Source organism: Enterobacter cloacae complex sp. SHL018 (assembly GCF_049237905.1).
Lineage (GTDB): Bacteria > Pseudomonadota > Gammaproteobacteria > Enterobacterales > Enterobacteriaceae > Enterobacter > Enterobacter hormaechei_C.
Genome location: NZ_JBMKJE010000001.1, coordinates 499,661 through 515,966 on the forward strand (window position 1 = coordinate 499,661; position 16,306 = coordinate 515,966).

Annotated in this window: 17 protein-coding genes; 7 read left to right on the forward strand and 10 right to left on the reverse strand. The window is 55.8% G+C overall.

Annotation, left to right across the window (positions count from 1 at the left end; translation table 11 throughout):
• The first annotated feature begins 28 nt into the window (after positions 1 to 28).
• Together nadA and pnuC are read left to right on the forward strand one after the other, a co-directional pair.
• Positions 29 to 1,072: a quinolinate synthase NadA gene (nadA, locus tag ACOTY5_RS02530; RefSeq protein ID WP_015571104.1), complete on the forward strand. Its 1,044-nt coding sequence runs from the start codon at positions 29 to 31 to the stop codon at positions 1,070 to 1,072.
• A gap of 22 nt (positions 1,073 to 1,094) precedes the next feature.
• The gene (pnuC, locus tag ACOTY5_RS02535; RefSeq protein WP_023296141.1) at positions 1,095 to 1,814 is read left to right on the forward strand and encodes a nicotinamide riboside transporter PnuC; all 720 of its coding nucleotides are present in this window, start codon (positions 1,095 to 1,097) and stop codon (positions 1,812 to 1,814) included.
• On the opposite strand, the gene zitB is transcribed toward pnuC, so the two are convergent.
• Both zitB and ACOTY5_RS02545 read right to left on the reverse strand, forming a co-directional pair.
• Positions 1,811 to 2,749: a CDF family zinc transporter ZitB gene (gene zitB, locus ACOTY5_RS02540; RefSeq protein WP_015571102.1), complete on the reverse strand. Its 939-nt coding sequence runs from the start codon at positions 2,747 to 2,749 to the stop codon at positions 1,811 to 1,813. The genes pnuC and zitB overlap by 4 nt on opposite strands.
• Positions 2,750 to 2,848: 99 nt before the next feature.
• Entirely contained in the window at positions 2,849 to 3,208 is a 360-nt protein-coding gene (locus ACOTY5_RS02545; RefSeq protein ID WP_017384957.1) for a protein YbgS, read from the reverse strand.
• Between the two features lie 304 nt (positions 3,209 to 3,512).
• Between ACOTY5_RS02545 and aroG the strand changes: the two genes are divergently transcribed.
• Positions 3,513 to 4,565 carry a 3-deoxy-7-phosphoheptulonate synthase AroG gene (aroG, locus tag ACOTY5_RS02550; RefSeq protein ID WP_003858564.1) on the forward strand — a complete coding sequence of 351 codons (1,053 nt, stop codon included), beginning with the start codon at positions 3,513 to 3,515 and terminating at the stop codon, positions 4,563 to 4,565.
• A 61-nt stretch (positions 4,566 to 4,626) separates the two neighbouring features.
• Here aroG and gpmA read toward each other — a convergent pair whose 3' ends face one another.
• The 7 genes from gpmA to modE all read right to left on the reverse strand — a co-directional run bounded on the left by gpmA (position 4,627) and on the right by modE (position 12,436).
• Positions 4,627 to 5,379: a 2,3-diphosphoglycerate-dependent phosphoglycerate mutase gene (gpmA, locus tag ACOTY5_RS02555; RefSeq protein ID WP_006809557.1), complete on the reverse strand. Its 753-nt coding sequence runs from the start codon at positions 5,377 to 5,379 to the stop codon at positions 4,627 to 4,629.
• Between the two features lie 266 nt (positions 5,380 to 5,645).
• Positions 5,646 to 6,689 (reverse strand): galactose-1-epimerase, encoded by a 1,044-nt coding sequence (gene galM, locus ACOTY5_RS02560; protein ID WP_040117389.1) that lies wholly within the window; start codon positions 6,687 to 6,689, stop codon positions 5,646 to 5,648.
• Positions 6,683 to 7,831 carry a galactokinase gene (galK, locus tag ACOTY5_RS02565; protein ID WP_015571101.1) on the reverse strand — a complete coding sequence of 383 codons (1,149 nt, stop codon included), beginning with the start codon at positions 7,829 to 7,831 and terminating at the stop codon, positions 6,683 to 6,685. Before galK ends, galM begins: the two co-directional genes overlap by 7 nt.
• Before the next feature lie 2 nt (positions 7,832 to 7,833).
• Entirely contained in the window at positions 7,834 to 8,880 is a 1,047-nt protein-coding gene (gene galT, locus ACOTY5_RS02570) for a galactose-1-phosphate uridylyltransferase (protein WP_045142386.1), read from the reverse strand.
• Positions 8,881 to 8,889: 9 nt separating this feature from the next.
• The gene (galE, locus tag ACOTY5_RS02575) at positions 8,890 to 9,906 is read right to left on the reverse strand and encodes a UDP-glucose 4-epimerase GalE (RefSeq protein WP_003858554.1); all 1,017 of its coding nucleotides are present in this window, start codon (positions 9,904 to 9,906) and stop codon (positions 8,890 to 8,892) included.
• A gap of 201 nt (positions 9,907 to 10,107) precedes the next feature.
• Positions 10,108 to 11,580 (reverse strand): molybdate ABC transporter ATP-binding protein ModF, encoded by a 1,473-nt coding sequence (gene modF, locus ACOTY5_RS02580; protein ID WP_017384953.1) that lies wholly within the window; start codon positions 11,578 to 11,580, stop codon positions 10,108 to 10,110.
• A 67-nt stretch (positions 11,581 to 11,647) separates the two neighbouring features.
• Entirely contained in the window at positions 11,648 to 12,436 is a 789-nt protein-coding gene (gene modE / locus ACOTY5_RS02585) for a molybdenum-dependent transcriptional regulator (protein WP_015571099.1), read from the reverse strand.
• Between the two features lie 127 nt (positions 12,437 to 12,563).
• Between modE and ACOTY5_RS02590 the strand changes: the two genes are divergently transcribed.
• From ACOTY5_RS02590 to modC, 4 genes are all read left to right on the forward strand, one after another.
• Positions 12,564 to 12,716, forward strand: coding sequence for an AcrZ family multidrug efflux pump-associated protein (locus ACOTY5_RS02590; protein WP_003858549.1), 153 nt, complete (start codon positions 12,564 to 12,566; stop codon positions 12,714 to 12,716).
• Between the two features lie 178 nt (positions 12,717 to 12,894).
• Complete coding sequence (gene modA, locus ACOTY5_RS02595) at positions 12,895 to 13,671, forward strand: molybdate ABC transporter substrate-binding protein (RefSeq protein ID WP_045142384.1); 777 nt, start codon at positions 12,895 to 12,897, stop codon at positions 13,669 to 13,671.
• The gene (gene modB / locus ACOTY5_RS02600) at positions 13,668 to 14,360 is read left to right on the forward strand and encodes a molybdate ABC transporter permease subunit (RefSeq protein ID WP_003858545.1); all 693 of its coding nucleotides are present in this window, start codon (positions 13,668 to 13,670) and stop codon (positions 14,358 to 14,360) included. Before modA ends, modB begins: the two co-directional genes overlap by 4 nt.
• Entirely contained in the window at positions 14,360 to 15,418 is a 1,059-nt protein-coding gene (gene modC / locus ACOTY5_RS02605; RefSeq protein ID WP_017384950.1) for a molybdenum ABC transporter ATP-binding protein ModC, read from the forward strand. The genes modB and modC overlap by 1 nt, the downstream gene beginning before the upstream one ends.
• On the opposite strand, the gene ACOTY5_RS02610 is transcribed toward modC, so the two are convergent.
• Positions 15,419 to 16,237 (reverse strand): pyridoxal phosphatase, encoded by an 819-nt coding sequence (locus tag ACOTY5_RS02610; protein ID WP_017384949.1) that lies wholly within the window; start codon positions 16,235 to 16,237, stop codon positions 15,419 to 15,421.
• Between the last annotated feature and the right edge of the window lie 69 nt (positions 16,238 to 16,306).

Below are 16,306 nucleotides of genomic sequence, written 5' to 3' on the forward strand. Positions count from 1 at the left end.
TGTTAAGCCAGTAAAACGAGAAGCCATAATGAGCGTGATGTTTGATCCCGAAACCGCAATCTATCCCTTCCCGCCGAAGCCCGCTCCGCTAAGCCGGGATGAAAAACAGTTCTATCTTGAAAAAATCAAGCGCCTGCTTAAAGAGCGTGATGCGGTGATGGTGGCGCATTACTACACCGACCCGGAAATTCAGCAGCTGGCAGAAGAGACGGGCGGCTGTATCTCAGATTCCCTGGAAATGGCGCGTTTCGGTGCAAAACATCCTGCCTCCACGCTGCTGGTTGCAGGTGTGCGCTTCATGGGCGAAACGGCAAAAATTCTCAGCCCGGAAAAAACCATACTGATGCCGACGCTGAATGCCGAATGCTCCCTTGACCTCGGTTGCCCGATTGATGAGTTCACCGCCTTCTGTGATGCCCACCCTGATCGTACCGTGGTGGTCTATGCCAACACGTCTGCGGCGGTGAAAGCCCGGGCAGACTGGGTGGTGACCTCTAGTATCGCCGTTGAGCTGATTGAGCATCTGGACAGCCTGGGGGAGAAAATCATCTGGGCGCCCGATCGTCACCTGGGAAACTATGTACAAAAACAAACCGGTGCGGATGTGCTGTGCTGGCAGGGCGCCTGTATCGTTCACGACGAGTTTAAGACCCAGGCCCTGACGCGCATGAGAGGATTATACCCGGACGCCGCGATTCTGGTGCACCCGGAATCCCCGCAGTCCATCGTCGACATGGCGGATGCCGTCGGGTCAACCAGCCAGCTCATTCATGCTGCGAAAACCCTGTCACACAAGCAGCTCATTGTGGCGACCGATCGCGGTATCTTCTACAAGATGCAGCAGGCCGTGCCGGAAAAAACGTTGCTCGAAGCGCCGACCGCCGGAGAAGGGGCGACCTGCCGAAGCTGCGCGCATTGCCCGTGGATGGCGATGAATGGGCTCAAAGCGATTGCGGAGGGGCTGGAGAACGGTGGCGAAGCGCATGAGATCCACGTGGATGCCGCTCTGCGTGAAGGCGCGTTAATTCCACTTAACCGTATGCTGGATTTTGCGGCTACACTACGTACTTAACTTATTACGCCCCGGAGAAAAAATGGATTTTTTTAGCACACAGAACATCCTGGTTCATATCCCGATTGGTGCGGGCGGCTATGACCTGTCGTGGATTGAAGCGGTGGGTACGCTGGCCGGTTTACTCTGTATCTGGCTGGCCAGCCTTGAGAAGATCAGCAACTATGCGTTCGGGCTGATAAACGTCACGCTGTTTGCGATCATCTTTTTCCAGATCCAGCTCTACGCCAGCCTGCTTCTACAGCTGTTCTTCTTCGCAGCCAATATCTATGGCTGGTACGCCTGGTCTCGGCAAAACAGTCAGCAGGAGGCGGAACTGCAAATCCGCTGGCTGCCGTTGCCAAAAGCCATCGCCTGGTTCGCGGCCTGCGTGGTGGCTATCGGCTTTATGACCGTCTTTATTGATCCGGTATTTGCCTTCCTGACGCGCGTGGCGGTCTCGGTCATGTCGGGTCTGGGATTAAATGTGACGATGCCTGAGCTTCAGCCGGATGCCTTCCCGTTCTGGGATTCCTGCATGATGGTGTTGTCGATTGCCGCAATGATCCTGATGACCCGTAAATACGTTGAGAACTGGCTGCTGTGGGTGGTTATCAACGTCATTAGCGTGGTGATTTTTGCCCGCCAGGGTGTTTATGCCATGTCGCTGGAGTACATGCTGCTGACGGTCATTGCCCTGAACGGCAGTCGCATGTGGATTAACAGCGCGCGTGAGCGTGGCTCGCGCGCGCTTTCCCGTTAATGGTGATGGGCGTGTGAGTGGCCGGACTGCGCCTCGTTCAGGTGACAGTCTGGCCCGTTACATGGCTGATACTCCATCTGGATGGTGGCGTGCGCAATTTCGTAGTGATGCTCAAGGAAGTGCCGAATACGTTCAAGCAACGCATCGTGATCGTGGGGCGGAATAACCTGAACGTGCAGCGTCATAAGCGGTTTCTCACCCACCAGCCAGACGTGAACGTGGTGAACGTTACGGACTTCAGGAATGGAACGACACAGATTGCGTTTTAGCTCGCCAATATCCAGCGACGTGGGAGCGCCTTCCAGCAGCTCATTGACGCTCTCTTTCAACAGCCGCCAGGCACTGCGTAATACAAGGCACGATACCAGCACGGAAAGAATCGGGTCGATGGGAGTCCAGCCCGTGCCCATAATGATCAGCGCGGCTACGATGGCCCCTACGGAACCCAGCAGATCGCCCAGCACATGAAGCGCCGCGGCCCGTACGTTCAGATTTTTTTCACTGCTGCCGCGGTGCAATATCCAGAACGCCAGAATATTGGCGACCAACCCGGCAATGGCGATAACCATCATTGTCGTCCCGGCTATCGGTTGTGGATGCCGAAAGCGCTGAAAAGCCTCCCAGACGATAAGAAGAGTAATGACCACCAGTGCAATCGCATTCACAAAGGCGGCAAGCGTGGTCAGTCTGAGCCAGCCAAAGGTGTGGCGAGTATTGGGAGGGCGACGGGCAAACTGCACGGCCAGCAGAGCAAACAGGAGCGCGGCAGCGTCGGTCAGCATATGCCCGGCATCGGCCAGCAGCGCCAGCGATCCGGATATCAGCCCGCCTGTTACCTCAATTATCATAAAGGTGGCAGTGACGCCAAAAGCCAGCAGAAGCCGTTTGGCATTTTCATCGCCAGTGGAGTGGGAATGGGAGTGGGAGTGCGCCATGGTATCGTTCCTGATTTATTATTATTTTTAGTGTAGCGTTTTTAAGAGCTTAAATAAAAAAGGAGAGCATTCGCTCTCCCTGTTTTACCTTACGGAAGGTTACTGGGTAGTACCGTCCGTTTTGGTATTGGCATCGCTGCCTACTTTGTCATTCGGGTCCGGGCATTTCCCGTCTTTACACACAGAGTTTTTATGAACCTCGTCGGTGGTCATACCCTCATGGTTCATCGTGCCTGTGCTCGTCCCGCCGGTGTTGGTATTGCCCGTGTTGATATTACTGTTATCAACATTGTTTGGCGCAATATTCTGTTTTGCATCCGGCGCAACCTGGCCCGCTTCGGCAGCGGCATTCGCGTCGCCGTTGCTGCCGGATGAGCCTGCGTCAGCAGCCAGTACGCTACCGCTTGCCAGAGTAAGGGTTGCCGTCAGGAAAAGCGTAGTCAGTTTCGTCATTTTCATCATGGTGCTCCTGTTCTTATCGTTACGCTGGATAACATTCTCCAACAGTGCATCTTGTTCAGTGGCGAAAGATCCCAGTTTCCTGATTTATGTCAGGATGGAATCGCGTATAAATATTTAAAAACAGTCGTTACAAGTAAAAAGCTTAGGCCAGATCTCATTTTTCGCTATTTTGTTGTGTATTTTAGGCGAATTCCAGGAATTATCTGCGCGAAGTGTAAAAGCCCGTTTACACTTCGTGGCCGACAAGTTAGATTGAAAGGATTGCTTTCATTACTAAAGATATGGCAGAGCCGGAAAGAAGATGAATTATCAGAACGACGATTTACGCATTAAAGAGATCAATGAGTTATTACCTCCCGTAGCGCTCCTTGAAAAATTCCCCGCCACCGAAAATGCCGCCAACACGGTGTCTCATGCCCGCAAGGCGATCCACAAGATCCTGAAAGGTAGCGACGATCGTCTTCTGGTGGTCATTGGGCCGTGCTCCATTCACGATCCTGCTGCGGCCAAAGAGTATGCGTCCCGTCTGCTCGCCCTGCGTGAAGAGCTGAAAGGCGAACTGGAAATCGTGATGCGCGTTTATTTCGAAAAACCGCGTACCACCGTGGGCTGGAAAGGGTTGATCAACGATCCGCATATGGACAACAGTTTCCAGATCAACGACGGCCTGCGCATTGCGCGTAAGCTGCTGCTGGAGATCAACGACAGCGGGCTGCCTGCTGCCGGAGAATTCCTCGATATGATCACCCCGCAGTATCTGGCTGACCTGATGAGCTGGGGCGCTATTGGCGCGCGTACGACGGAATCTCAGGTTCACCGTGAGCTGGCGTCTGGCCTGTCATGCCCGGTGGGGTTCAAAAATGGCACTGATGGCACCATTAAAGTCGCTATTGACGCCATTAATGCGGCGGGCGCGCCGCACTGCTTCCTGTCGGTGACCAAGTGGGGCCACTCCGCTATCGTGAATACCAGCGGTAATGGCGATTGCCATATCATACTGCGCGGCGGTAAAGAGCCTAACTACAGTGCTAAACACGTAGCGGAGGTAAAAGCAGGGCTGGAGAAAGCGGGTCTGGCACCGCAGGTGATGATCGATTTCAGCCATGCCAACTCCAGCAAACAGTTTAAAAAGCAGATGGAAGTCGGCGCAGATGTGTGTCAGCAAATCGCCAGCGGTGAACGCGCAGTGATTGGGGTGATGATTGAGAGCCATCTGGTGGAAGGCAACCAGAACCTGGAGGGCAGTGAGCCGCTGGTCTACGGTAAGAGCGTGACGGATGCCTGCATTGGCTGGGACGATACCGATGCGATCCTGCGTCAGTTGGCGGATGCGGTTAAAGCGCGTCGCGGCTAAGTTTGTCCCGGGCAATAAAAAAGCGTGGATTGCTCCACGCTTTTTTTATGTCCGGCGAATATTACTTCGCTTTACCCTGGTTCGCCACGGCCGCCGCTTTTGCAGCGATTTCGTCGGCGTTACCCAGGTAGTAATGTTTAACTGGCTTGAAGTTTTCGTCGAACTCGTACACCAGCGGCACGCCGGTAGGGATATTCAGCTCGAGGATTTCATCTTCACCCATGTTGTCCAGGTATTTCACCAGCGCACGCAGGGAGTTACCGTGAGCAGCGATAATGACGCGCTCGCCGCTTTTCAGGCGTGGCAGAATGGTTTCGTTCCAGTAAGGCACAACGCGGTCGATGGTCAGCGCCAGGCTTTCGGTCTGCGGCAGTTCAGCCTCAGTCAGCTTCGCGTAACGCGGATCGTGGCCCGGGTAGCGCTCGTCATCTTTGCTCAGCTCTGGAGGCGTGACCGCAAAACCACGACGCCACTGCTTAACCTGCTCGTCACCGTATTTTTCTGCGGTTTCCGCTTTGTTCAGACCTTGCAGCGCACCGTAGTGACGCTCGTTCAGTTTCCAGGATTTCTCAACCGGCAGCCAGGCCTGATCCAGCTCGTCCAGAACGTTCCACAGGGTATGGATGGCACGTTTCAGCACAGAGGTGTAAGCAAAGTCAAAGGTGAAGCCTTCTTCTTTCAGCAGTTTACCTGCCGCTTTTGCTTCGCTCACGCCTTTCTCGGACAGATCAACGTCATACCAACCGGTGAAGCGGTTTTCGTTGTTCCACTGGCTTTCGCCGTGGCGCACCAGGACAAGCTTAGTATTAGCCATTTCTTACTCCTCAAGCATTTTTGAATGATAACAATTCTCATTATATTGCCGTGACTGTGCCAGCAGCAACGCTTAACCCTAACCATAGCGAAAATAGTTCGAGAGTGTAAGATGCATGTGAATCCAGGGTTATGATTTTGTCTGCGATCGCCGCTATTTTCAGCAAGGCGGAGATAAAAAAGCCCTCGCGATGAGGGCCAGTCTTTTTTGCCGGATGGCGCTTCGCTTATCAGGCCTATATTCGTAGGCCCGTGCGCCGCCGGACATTAAGCGCGCGGAATGAAATGATACTCGGTGACGCTTACGTACTCTTCACCCGGACGTAGCACGCAGTCCGGCTGCGGCCATTCAGGATGGTTAGGCGTGTCCGGCAGGAACTCGCTCTCCAGCGCCAGTCCTTGCCAGGCGCCGTAGGCGTCATGTTCACGCGCCGTGGTACCCTCCAGATAGTTACCGGAGTAGAACTGTAGGGCGGGGGCGGTGGTGTAGACCGTCATCTGTAACTTCTCATCAGCAGACCAGACCTGTGCGGCAGGTTGAGAAAGATCGCCTTTTGCCTGCAACAGGAACGCGTGGTCGTAGCCTTTCACCTTGCGCTGATCGTCATCACTCAGGAAATCCTGAGCAATGGTTTTCGGCTGACGGAAATCAAAGCTATTTCCGCTTACCGGTTTCAGCGCCTGATAAGGGATACCCATCTCATCGACCGGGAGATACTCGTCCGCCAGGATCTGGAGTTTGTGGCTGCGGACATCGGTCTGATTACCGTCAAGGTTGAAATAGGCGTGGTTAGTCAGATTGACCGGGCACGGCTTATCGACGGTCGCGCGATACTCAATGGCGATGCGATTATCTTCGGTCAGGGTGAAGCGCGCGGTTGCGGTGAGATTGCCCGGGAAGCCCTGGTCTCCATCGAGGGAGTCCAGAGAGAACCAGACCTCACCGTCATTTTGCTGCACAATCTTCCAGCGACGTTTATCAAACCCTTCCGGGCCGCCGTGCAGCTGATTTTCGCCCTGGCTGGCAAGCAGGGAATACGTTACGCCGTCCAGCGTAAACTGGCTTCTGGCGATGCGGTTAGCGTAGCGGCCTATGGATGCGCCCAGAAAAGCGGTCTGCTCGATATACTGCTCCGGCGATGCGCAGCCAAGCAGGGTTTCGCGCACGCTGCCGTCAGGCATCGGTACGCGGGCAGAAAGTAACGTTGCGCCCCAGTCCATCAGCGTAACCACCATCCCGGCGCTGTTGCGCAGGGTTAACAGGCGATACGGCAGACCATCCGGTGCGAGTGTTGGTGTTTCGTTTAGCACTGTCCGGCTCCTTGTGATGCTTTGCAGACATAGAAAGTTTCTTTGATGCCCGTTTTGGCTTCGTACTGTTTTGCCACCGCGTCCTGAATGGCAGGGACCAGCTCTTCCGGCACCAGGGCGACGACGCACCCGCCAAATCCGCCGCCGGTCATACGCACGCCGCCTTTGTCGCCAATCGTGGCTTTCACAATTTCAACCAGGGTGTCGATTTGCGGCACGGTGATTTCGAAATCGTCACGCATGGAGGAATGCGATTCGGCCATCAGCTCGCCCATCCGCTTCAGGTCACCTTTTGCCAGCGCGGAGGCGGCTTCTACGGTACGGGCATTTTCCGTCAGTATATGACGCACGCGCTTCGTGACAACCGGGTCCAGCTCGTGGGCAACCTTGTTAAATTCATCAAGTGAGACATCACGCAGGGCTGGCTGCTGGAAGAAGCGCGCGCCGGTTTCGCACTGTTCGCGACGGGTGTTGTACTCGCTGCCCACCAGGGTGCGTTTGAAGTTGCTGTTGATGATCACCACAGCCGCCCCTTTAGGCAGTGGAACCGCTTTGGTCCCGAGGGAGCGGCAGTCAATCAGCAAAGCGTGTTCTTTCTTGCCCAGCGCGGAAATCAGCTGATCCATAATGCCGCAGTTGCAGCCTACGAACTGGTTTTCCGCTTCCTGACCGTTGAGGGCGATTTGCGCCCCGTCCAGCGGCAGATGATAAAGCTGCTGGAACACGGTGCCGACCGCCACTTCCAGCGATGCGGAAGAGCTTAATCCCGCCCCCTGCGGCACGTTGCCGCTGATCACCAGATCGGCCCCGCCGAAATTCTTGTTACGCTTTTGCAGGTGCTTCACCACGCCGCGAACATAGTTCGACCACTGCTGGCTGTCGTGGGTCACGATCGGCGCATCGAGGGAAAATTCGTCAATTTCGTTGCCGTAATCCGCGGCCATCACTCTCACCTGACGATCGTCGCGTTTCGCGCAGCTGATCACCGTCTGGTAGTCGATGGCACACGGCAGGACAAAACCGTCGTTATAGTCGGTGTGCTCGCCGATCAGATTAACGCGGCCTGGCGCCTGGATAACATGGGTGGCAGGGTAGCCAAATTTTTCAGCAAACAGGGATTGTGTTTTATCTTTCAGACTCATTTTTAGACTCCTGATTCGCGGTAATGGACGTCGCTAACGGCACGCAGACGTTCTGCCGCCTGTTCCGCCGTCAGGTCGCGCTGGGTTTCCGCCAGCATTTCATAGCCCACCATGAATTTACGTACCGTCGCAGAACGCAGCAGCGGCGGGTAGAAGTGTGCATGTAACTGCCAGTGTTGATTCTCTTCGCCGTTAAACGGCGCGCCGTGCCAGCCCATGGAGTAGGGGAAGGAGCACTGGAAGAGGTTGTCGTAGCGGCTGGTCAGTTTTTTCAGCGCCAGCGCAAGGTCGTCTCGCTGGGCGCCGCTGAGGTCCGTAATGCGCTGAACATGGGCTTTCGGCAGCAGCAGCGTCTCAAACGGCCACGCCGCCCAGTAAGGGACCACCGCAAGCCAGTGCTCGGTTTCCACCACGGTACGGCTGCCATCCGCCAGCTCACGCTGGGTGTAATCCACCAGCATCGGCGAACCGTTCTGGGCGAAATACGCTTTTTGCAGTCGGTCCTCACGCTCGGCTTCATTCGGCAGGAAGCTGTTCGCCCAGATCTGACCGTGCGGATGCGGGTTGGAGCAGCCCATCGCCGCGCCTTTGTTTTCGAACACCTGCACCCAGGGATAGCTCTGCCCCAGCTCCGCGGTTTGCGCCTGCCAGGTGCTGACCACCTCTTTCAGGGCCTCCACGCTCAGCTCCGGCAGCGTTTTGCTGTGATCGGGCGAGAAGCAGATCACGCGGCTGGTGCCGCGGGCGCTTTCGCAGCGCATCAGCGGGTCATGGCTTTCCGGCGCGTCTGGCGTATCGGTCATCAGCGCGGCAAAGTCGTTAGTAAACACGAAGGTGCCTTGGTAGTCCGGGTTTTTATCGCCCGTCACGCGCGTATTGCCCGGGCAGAGGAAACAGTCCGGATCATGCTGCGGCAGCGTCTGTTTGGCAGGCGTCTCTTGCGCCCCCTGCCAGGGGCGCTTGGCGCGATGCGGTGAAACTAAAATCCATTGCCCGCTGAGCGGGTTAAAACGACGATGCGGGTGATCGACGGGATTGAATTGCGTCATGACAAATCCTTAATCCGGATAACCCTGCGGATGGCGTGACTGCCAGTGCCAGGTATCCTGTGCCATTTCATCAAGCGTGCGGGTGACACGCCAGTTAAGCTCTTTATCCGCTTTGGTGGCATCGGCCCAGTAAGCCGGGAGGTCGCCATCACGGCGGGGAGCGAAGTGATACTTCACCGGCTTGCCGCAGGCTTTACTGAAGGCATTCACCACGTCCAGCACGCTGCTGCCGATCCCGGCGCCGAGGTTGTAAATATGCACGCCCGGTTTATCCGCCAGCTGCTGCATCGCCGCCACGTGGCCGTCGGCCAGATCCATGACGTGAATGTAATCGCGCACGCCGGTGCCATCTTCGGTGGGATAATCGTTACCAAAAATCGCCAGGGAATCGCGGCGCCCTACGGCAACCTGCGCGATATACGGCATCAGGTTATTAGGAATGCCCTGCGGATCTTCGCCCATATCCCCTGACGGATGCGCGCCAACCGGGTTGAAGTAGCGCAGCAATGCGATGCTCCACTCAGGCTGGGCTTTTTGCAGGTCGGTCAGGATCTGCTCTACCATCAGCTTGCTTTTGCCATACGGGCTTTGCGGCGTACCGGTCGGGAAGCTTTCAACGTAAGGAATTTTTGGCTGATCGCCGTAGACGGTCGCGGAGGAGCTGAAGATAAAATTTTTAACGTTGGCCGCTCGCATGGCGGAGATCAGACGCAGGGTACCGTTAACGTTGTTGTCATAGTACTCAAGCGGTTTTGCCACCGATTCGCCAACCGCTTTCAGGCCCGCGAAGTGGATAACGGTTTCAATCGCGTGATCGTGAAGGATTTCAGTCATCAACGCTTCATTGCGGATGTCGCCTTCCACGAAAGTCGGCTGTTTACCCGAAAGGCGTTCAATGACCGGCAGCACGCTGCGCTTACTGTTGCACAGGTTATCAAGAATGACGACATCGTGGCCGCTTTGCAGCAGTTGCACACAGGTATGACTTCCTATGTAACCGCTACCACCTGTTACCAGAACTCGCATATTTCGCTCCATTAGGCTTATGGTATGAATTAACCATAGCATATCAGAGACGCGAAAAGTGTGACATGGGATAAAATAGTGGTATCGTTTACACTGGTTTTCACACGCGCTTTTTCACAGACTGAGTGCATTGTAGATCAAAGAGATAGAGATGTATTGTTGCAGGTTGTCTGAAAAGCGGAGGGCAGCGCCCTCCATGTGTTAATCGATTTTGCTCAGCAGGTAGCGGTATTGCTCGCCGTCAGGGACAAATTCCAGCCGATGGGTGATGCAGGACGGGGCATCTTCAGCATGGTGGGACACAAACAGCAGCTGGGTTTCACCTTCGCTAATCAGGACATCCACAAAGCGGCGGATCAGCTGACGGTTGAGCGGATCCAGCCCCTGCAACGGTTCGTCAAGAATCAGCAGCGTAGGGTGCTTGACCAGCGCGCGGACGATCAATGCCAGCCGCTGCTGCCCCCACGACAGGCTGTGGAATGGCGCATCGGCGACCCGGTTATCCATACCCAGAATATCCAGCCACTGCTGCGCCAGCTTGTGCTGCTTGTCGGATACCGCCTGATAAATACCAATGGAGTCGAAGAAGCCAGAGAGGATCACGTTTCGCACCGTGGTGCTCACCCGGTAGTCCAGGTGCAGGCTGCTGCTGACATAGCCGATGTGCTTTTTGATATCCCAGATGGTTTCCCCGCTGCCGCGGCGACGGCCGAACAGGGTGAGATCGTTGCTGTATCCCTGCGGGTGATCCCCGGTGATCAGGCTCAGCAGCGTGGATTTACCCGCCCCGTTGGGGCCGACGATCTGCCAGTGCTCACCAGGATTAACCGTCCAGCTGAGGTGATTAAGAATAGGGCGATCGTCGTAAGCAACCACCCCATCGCGCAGCACAATGCGCGGCTGGTCAGGCTCCAGCCCGTGGCGTGCTGAAGGCGCATCCGGCTCCGGCAGGGCAATACCGTCCAGTTTCTCGCTGTGCGCCAGCTGCGCAATCAGCGCCTGCCGAAGCAGTACGGCTTTCTCGCCGGTTTCGGTCAGGCTACAGTCCGCCAGCACGCCCGCATAATGTACGAAATCCGGGATCTCATCAAAGCGGTTAAGAACCAGCACAAGCGTGTATCCCTGCTGGTTAAGCGACGCCAGCAACGCTGCCAGTTGCGCGCGGGATTGCACATCCAGTCCGTCAAACGGTTCATCCAGGATCAGGAGTTCCGGCTCGCTCATCAGCGCCTGACACAGCAGCGTTTTGCGCGTTTCACCGGTTGAAAGGTATTTAAAGCGGCGATTAAGCAGGGCGGTAATGCCAAATTGTTCCGCCAGCTGCTGGCAGCGGGCAGGATCTTTTATCTCATCCTGGATAATTTCCGCCGTCGTGCGGCCGGTATCTTCTTCGCCGGGGCTGAGCAAATCGGTATTGTTACGCTGCCACTCATCGCTGACCAGCTTTTGCAGCTGTTCGAAGGAAAGGCGCGTCAGCCGGGTAAAGGTGCACCGACGTTCACCCTTCAGTTGGGTTAATTCGCCTGCCAGGGCGCGGGCCAGCGCGGATTTTCCGCTGCCATTCGTGCCCACAAACGCCCAGCTTTCTCCGGCGCGAAGGGTTAACTCTGGCAGCGATAAGGTACGGGTATCGCTAAGACGAAACGTGCCTTGCGAAATATGCAATGATGACATGTGTTATCCCATTTTTTGCAGCAAGAGATGTCAGGGATACTCAGTGTTAACGGGGTTGTCAATGCGCTTAGCACAATGTGGCGATAATTACCCGGTCTGCATTGAAATATGCGGTCACCACAGCACCTTCGTCTAATTCGGTCGCGTCGTTCACCGGAACGGTGGCGCAGAGCAACTGTCCATCCGGCAGGGTCATCAGCACTTCACACTGTTCTGCGCCGCGCTCGATGTGGCTGATACGCCCGCGTAGCTGGTTGTCGGCCTCTGCGGCCTGCTCAGGGTTGAGTGCGATGCTGATCCAGGGCGCTTTGAGTAATACCAGCACCTCCTGACCTTCGTTCAGCCCAAGGCGTTGACCACTTTGCGCGGTGATGGCGGCTTTCAGACGCGTCGTACCGTCCGCGAGCAGGATCTCGATATGCTCCTGCACCTGCGAATGATCGCGCCCCGTCACCGTACCAAACCACTGGTTGCGGGCGCTGGTCTGCAAAGAGAAACGGGAGATGGCGCCCAGCAGGCTGTCCAGCGGCAGATTGTCGTCATCGCTCAGCACATCAAATGCTTTTTGCTGGATCTGCGCCAGTAAATCGTAGAGCTGGATCAGACGTTGCCCGTAACGCGTCAACACGGCGCCGCCGCCGCCTTTCCCGCCGGTGGCGCGCTCAACCAGCGTGTGTTCGCTCAGGGTGTTCATGTCGTTAATTGCATCCCAGGCGCTTTTATAGCTGATGCCGGCGTTTTTGGCTCCCTGGCTAATCGAGCCAGTTTGTTCTATTTGTTTTAACAGGGCGATGCGTCGCGGATCGGCGAAAAGCTTCTGCTGAAGTCGTAGTGTGAGGAGAATTTCGGCCTGCATAACAGTGTCCCGGCAAAAAGGCTATTGTGACCCAAATGCCCGGGGGCGGAAAGCGCACCGCACAAAAGGGGATGTTTTTCTTACTTTTCAGGGTAGAATAAGCCGTTCACAAGATCTGGAGAAAACCATGTTAGAGTTGTTGAAAAGTCTGGTATTCGCGGTAATCATGGTGCCAGTAGTGATGGCTATCATCCTCGGTGCCATCTACGGCCTGGGTGAAGTGTTCAACGTCTTTTCGAACATTGGTCATCGTCGTGACCAGCCTAAAAAGCAGCAATGATTTCCTCCAAAACGCCCGGCCAGCCCGGGCGTTTTGCTCTCAAGTTTATTCCTTTCCCGCCGATATCTTTTACAACGTTCCTTGAGTTTACGCATTAATGGGTACGATTTAGCGCTAGGAACGCCTGCGATATGTCGTTATATTTATTTGTATATAACGACACGCACAGGAGCTTCAAATGGCACGTTCATGGGTACGCCTTTTCGCAGGGGCAACGCTGACTCTCTCACTCACCGCCCACGCACTGGCGGATGAAGGAAAAATCACGGTCTTTGCGGCGGCGTCGCTGACTAACGCGATGCAGGATATTGCTGCGGTATACAAAAAAGAGAAAAACGTCGAGGTGGTCTCGTCGTTTGCCTCCTCGTCCACGCTGGCCCGCCAGATTGAAGCGGGGGCACCCGCGGATCTGTTCATCTCTGCCGATCAGAAATGGATGGATTACGCGGTGGAGAAAAAATCTGTTGATACGGCTACCCGCGAAACGCTGCTGAGAAATAGCCTGGTGGTGGTCGCGCCCACAAACAACAAGCAGGACGACATCGCCATCAACAAACAGACGGACTGGACCCGTCTGCTCAACGGTGGCCGTCTGGCGGTAGGCGATCCGGAGCATGTTCCTGCCGGGATTTATGCGAAAGAAGCGCTACAAAAACTGGGTGCATGGGAGACCTTATCGCCGAAGCTGGCTCCCGCAGAAGATGTGCGTGGCGCGCTGGCGCTGGTGGAGCGTAACGAAGCGCCACTCGGGATCGTTTACGGCTCCGATGCCGTCGCCAGTAAAGGTGTGAAGGTGGTGGGCACCTTCCCGGAAGACTCGCATAAGAAAGTAGAATATCCTGTTGCGATAGTTGATGGACATAAAAATGCGACCGTGACGGCCTTTGTTGACTACCTGAAGGGGCCGGAAGCGTCCGCGATCTTTAAACGTTACGGATTTACGACTCACGAATGATATTGACCGAACCTGAATGGCAGGCCGTGCTGCTGAGCCTGAAAGTCTCTTCCCTGGCGGTTGCGCTGAGTTTGCCCTTTGGGGTGTTCTTTGCCTGGTTACTGGTTCGCGTGAAGTTTCCAGGCAAAGCCCTGCTCGACAGTGTTCTCCATCTTCCGCTTGTCTTACCGCCTGTGGTGGTCGGATATCTGCTGCTGATCTCCATGGGGCGACGCGGTTTTATCGGCGAATGGCTGTACGACTGGTTCGGACTGACCTTTGCTTTCAGCTGGCGCGGCGCGGTTCTGGCCGCGGCAGTAATGTCCTTCCCGCTGATGGTGCGCGCTATCCGCCTGGCGCTGGAAGGGGTGGATATCCGGTTAGAACAGGCCGCCCGCACGCTGGGCGCAGGCCGCTGGCGGGTATTCCTGACCATTACGCTTCCGCTCACGTTACCGGGCATTATCGTCGGTACGGTGTTAGCCTTCGCCCGCTCGTTGGGTGAGTTTGGCGCGACCATCACCTTTGTGTCGAACATTCCCGGCGAGACGCGGACCATCCCGTCGGCCATGTATACCCTGATTCAGACCCCGGGCGGCGAAGGTGCGGCGGCCCGGCTGTGTATTATTTCGATTGTGCTCGCTCTGGTCTCGCTGCTGGTATCTGAGTGGCTGGCGCGCCTCAGCCGTGAACGGATGGGGAAATCGTGATGCTGGAACTCAACTTTACGCAAACCCTGGGCAGCCACACCCTGACGCTGAACGAAACGCTGCCTGCCAGCGGTATCACCGCCATTTTTGGCGTGTCCGGGGCGGGGAAAACGTCGCTGATTAATGCGATTAGCGGCCTGACGCGTCCCCAGTCTGGCCGTATTGTGCTAAATAACCGCGTCTTAAATGACGCGGAGAAGAAGGTCTGCCTGTCACCGGACAAACGCCGTATCGGCTATGTGTTTCAGGATGCGCGCCTGTTTCCGCACTACAGCGTTCGCGGGAACCTGCGTTACGGCATGGCAAAAAGCATGGCCGGACAGTTCGATAAGCTGGTGGCGCTGCTGGGAATCGAACCGCTGCTGGATCGTCTGCCGTCGTCGCTGTCGGGTGGTGAAAAACAGCGCGTGGCGATTGGCCGCGCCCTGTTAACCGCGCCGGAACTGTTGCTGCTGGATGAGCCGCTGGCCTCGCTGGATATTCCGCGCAAGCGCGAGCTGCTGCCGTATCTGCAACGTCTGGCGCGGGAAATCAATGTGCCAATGCTCTACGTCAGCCATTCGCTGGATGAGATCTTACATCTGGCCGACAAAGTGCTGGTGCTGGAAGCGGGCAGGGTGAAGGCATTCGGCAATCTGGAGGAGGTGTGGGGCAGCAGCGTTATGCATCCATGGCTGCCAAAGGAGCAGCAGAGCAGCATTCTGAAGGTGAGCGTGCTGGAGCACCATCCGCACTACGCGATGACCGCACTGGCGCTGGGCGATCAGCATTTGTGGGTGAATAAAATCGATACGCCGATTCAGTCCACGTTACGGATCCGCATTCAGGCGTCGGATGTCTCCCTGGTCCTGCAACCGCCGCTGCAAACCAGTATCCGCAATATTTTGCGCGCAAAAGTGGCGCAGTGTTTTGATGATAACGGCCAGGTGGAAGTGCAGCTGGAAGTAGGCAACAGAACGCTGTGGGCGCGCATCAGCCCGTGGGCCAGGGATGAGCTGGGCATCAAGCCTGGCCTGTGGCTTTACGCGCAAATCAAGAGCGTTTCCATAACCGCCTGATTACAGCAGGTGGGTATAAATATACTGCGCGATGCTGTCGGTGGTGTTATCGCCAATCACCACGTCAGCGCGCGCTTTCACCGCGTCATCGGCATTACCCATCGCCACGCCCGTTCCGGACGCTTCCAGCATGCTGATGTCGTTATAGTTATCGCCGAAGGCAATTACGTCCTGCATTGATCCGCCCTGCGATTCGACGAACTGGGTCAGACGCTTTCCTTTGCTGTTTCCTTTGCGGGCGATATCCACCTGATCGTGCCAGGACCATTCACATTCCAGACCCAGCGTATGCTCGACATGTTTTGCGAAAGTATTCAGTTTGGCGGTGTCTTCATCGGTCAGGGCAAATTTCCAGATTGCGTCGACGTCTTCCGCCGCCTGGCGCAGGGAGGAAACCTGAGTGAACACCGGACGCTGCGCTTCCGGCAGAGACAGAGCCCAGTTGCTGGTGCGGATCACATGGCCGGTAGGGCGTTCATACACCATGGCGTTATCCACATACATCAGGCCGTGAATGGCGTGCTCATCCAGTAAATCAATTAATTGCAGCGCCTGCGTAACGGGAAGCGGATCGGAGGCTAAAACCTTTTTTGCCTGATAATCATACAAATAGGTGCCATTACAACAAATTGCAGGTGTATCTAAGCCCAGTGCCTGATAAAAAGGATGAATGGCTACGTGATGTCGACCCGTTACGATGAGAAGTTGATACCCCGCTTCCTGGGCTCGTTTGAGGGCCTCAAGAGAAGAGGGGAGCAGGGTTTTCTGAGGGGTAAGCAGTGTTCCGTCTAAATCCAGGGCAATCACTCGCGAGGTCATTTTTTCTTCCGGGTTAATGTTGAATTTAAGGTCTGTCGGGATGGTACACCGAGAGCGGAACCCTGCAAA

Excerpts from the sequence above, each read along its gene's own strand:
- modA (WP_045142384.1), top strand. The coding sequence starts at position 12,895 with ATGGCACGTTCATGGGTACGCCTTTTCGCAGGGGCAACGCTGACTCTC.
- modC (WP_017384950.1), top strand. The coding sequence starts at position 14,360 with ATGCTGGAACTCAACTTTACGCAAACCCTGGGCAGCCACACCCTGACG.
- galT (WP_045142386.1), bottom strand. The coding sequence starts at position 8,880 with ATGACGCAATTCAATCCCGTCGATCACCCGCATCGTCGTTTTAACCCG.
- ACOTY5_RS02610 (WP_017384949.1), bottom strand. The coding sequence starts at position 16,237 with ATGACCTCGCGAGTGATTGCCCTGGATTTAGACGGAACACTGCTTACC.
- modB (WP_003858545.1), top strand. The coding sequence starts at position 13,668 with ATGATATTGACCGAACCTGAATGGCAGGCCGTGCTGCTGAGCCTGAAA.
- ACOTY5_RS02590 (WP_003858549.1), top strand. The coding sequence starts at position 12,564 with ATGTTAGAGTTGTTGAAAAGTCTGGTATTCGCGGTAATCATGGTGCCA.
- ACOTY5_RS02545 (WP_017384957.1), bottom strand. The coding sequence starts at position 3,208 with ATGAAAATGACGAAACTGACTACGCTTTTCCTGACGGCAACCCTTACT.
- zitB (WP_015571102.1), bottom strand. The coding sequence starts at position 2,749 with ATGGCGCACTCCCACTCCCATTCCCACTCCACTGGCGATGAAAATGCC.
- galK (WP_015571101.1), bottom strand. The coding sequence starts at position 7,831 with ATGAGTCTGAAAGATAAAACACAATCCCTGTTTGCTGAAAAATTTGGC.
- aroG (WP_003858564.1), top strand. The coding sequence starts at position 3,513 with ATGAATTATCAGAACGACGATTTACGCATTAAAGAGATCAATGAGTTA.
- gpmA (WP_006809557.1), bottom strand. The coding sequence starts at position 5,379 with ATGGCTAATACTAAGCTTGTCCTGGTGCGCCACGGCGAAAGCCAGTGG.
- pnuC (WP_023296141.1), top strand. The coding sequence starts at position 1,095 with ATGGATTTTTTTAGCACACAGAACATCCTGGTTCATATCCCGATTGGT.
- nadA (WP_015571104.1), top strand. The coding sequence starts at position 29 with ATGAGCGTGATGTTTGATCCCGAAACCGCAATCTATCCCTTCCCGCCG.
- modF (WP_017384953.1), bottom strand. The coding sequence starts at position 11,580 with ATGTCATCATTGCATATTTCGCAAGGCACGTTTCGTCTTAGCGATACC.
- galE (WP_003858554.1), bottom strand. The coding sequence starts at position 9,906 with ATGCGAGTTCTGGTAACAGGTGGTAGCGGTTACATAGGAAGTCATACC.
- modE (WP_015571099.1), bottom strand. The coding sequence starts at position 12,436 with ATGCAGGCCGAAATTCTCCTCACACTACGACTTCAGCAGAAGCTTTTC.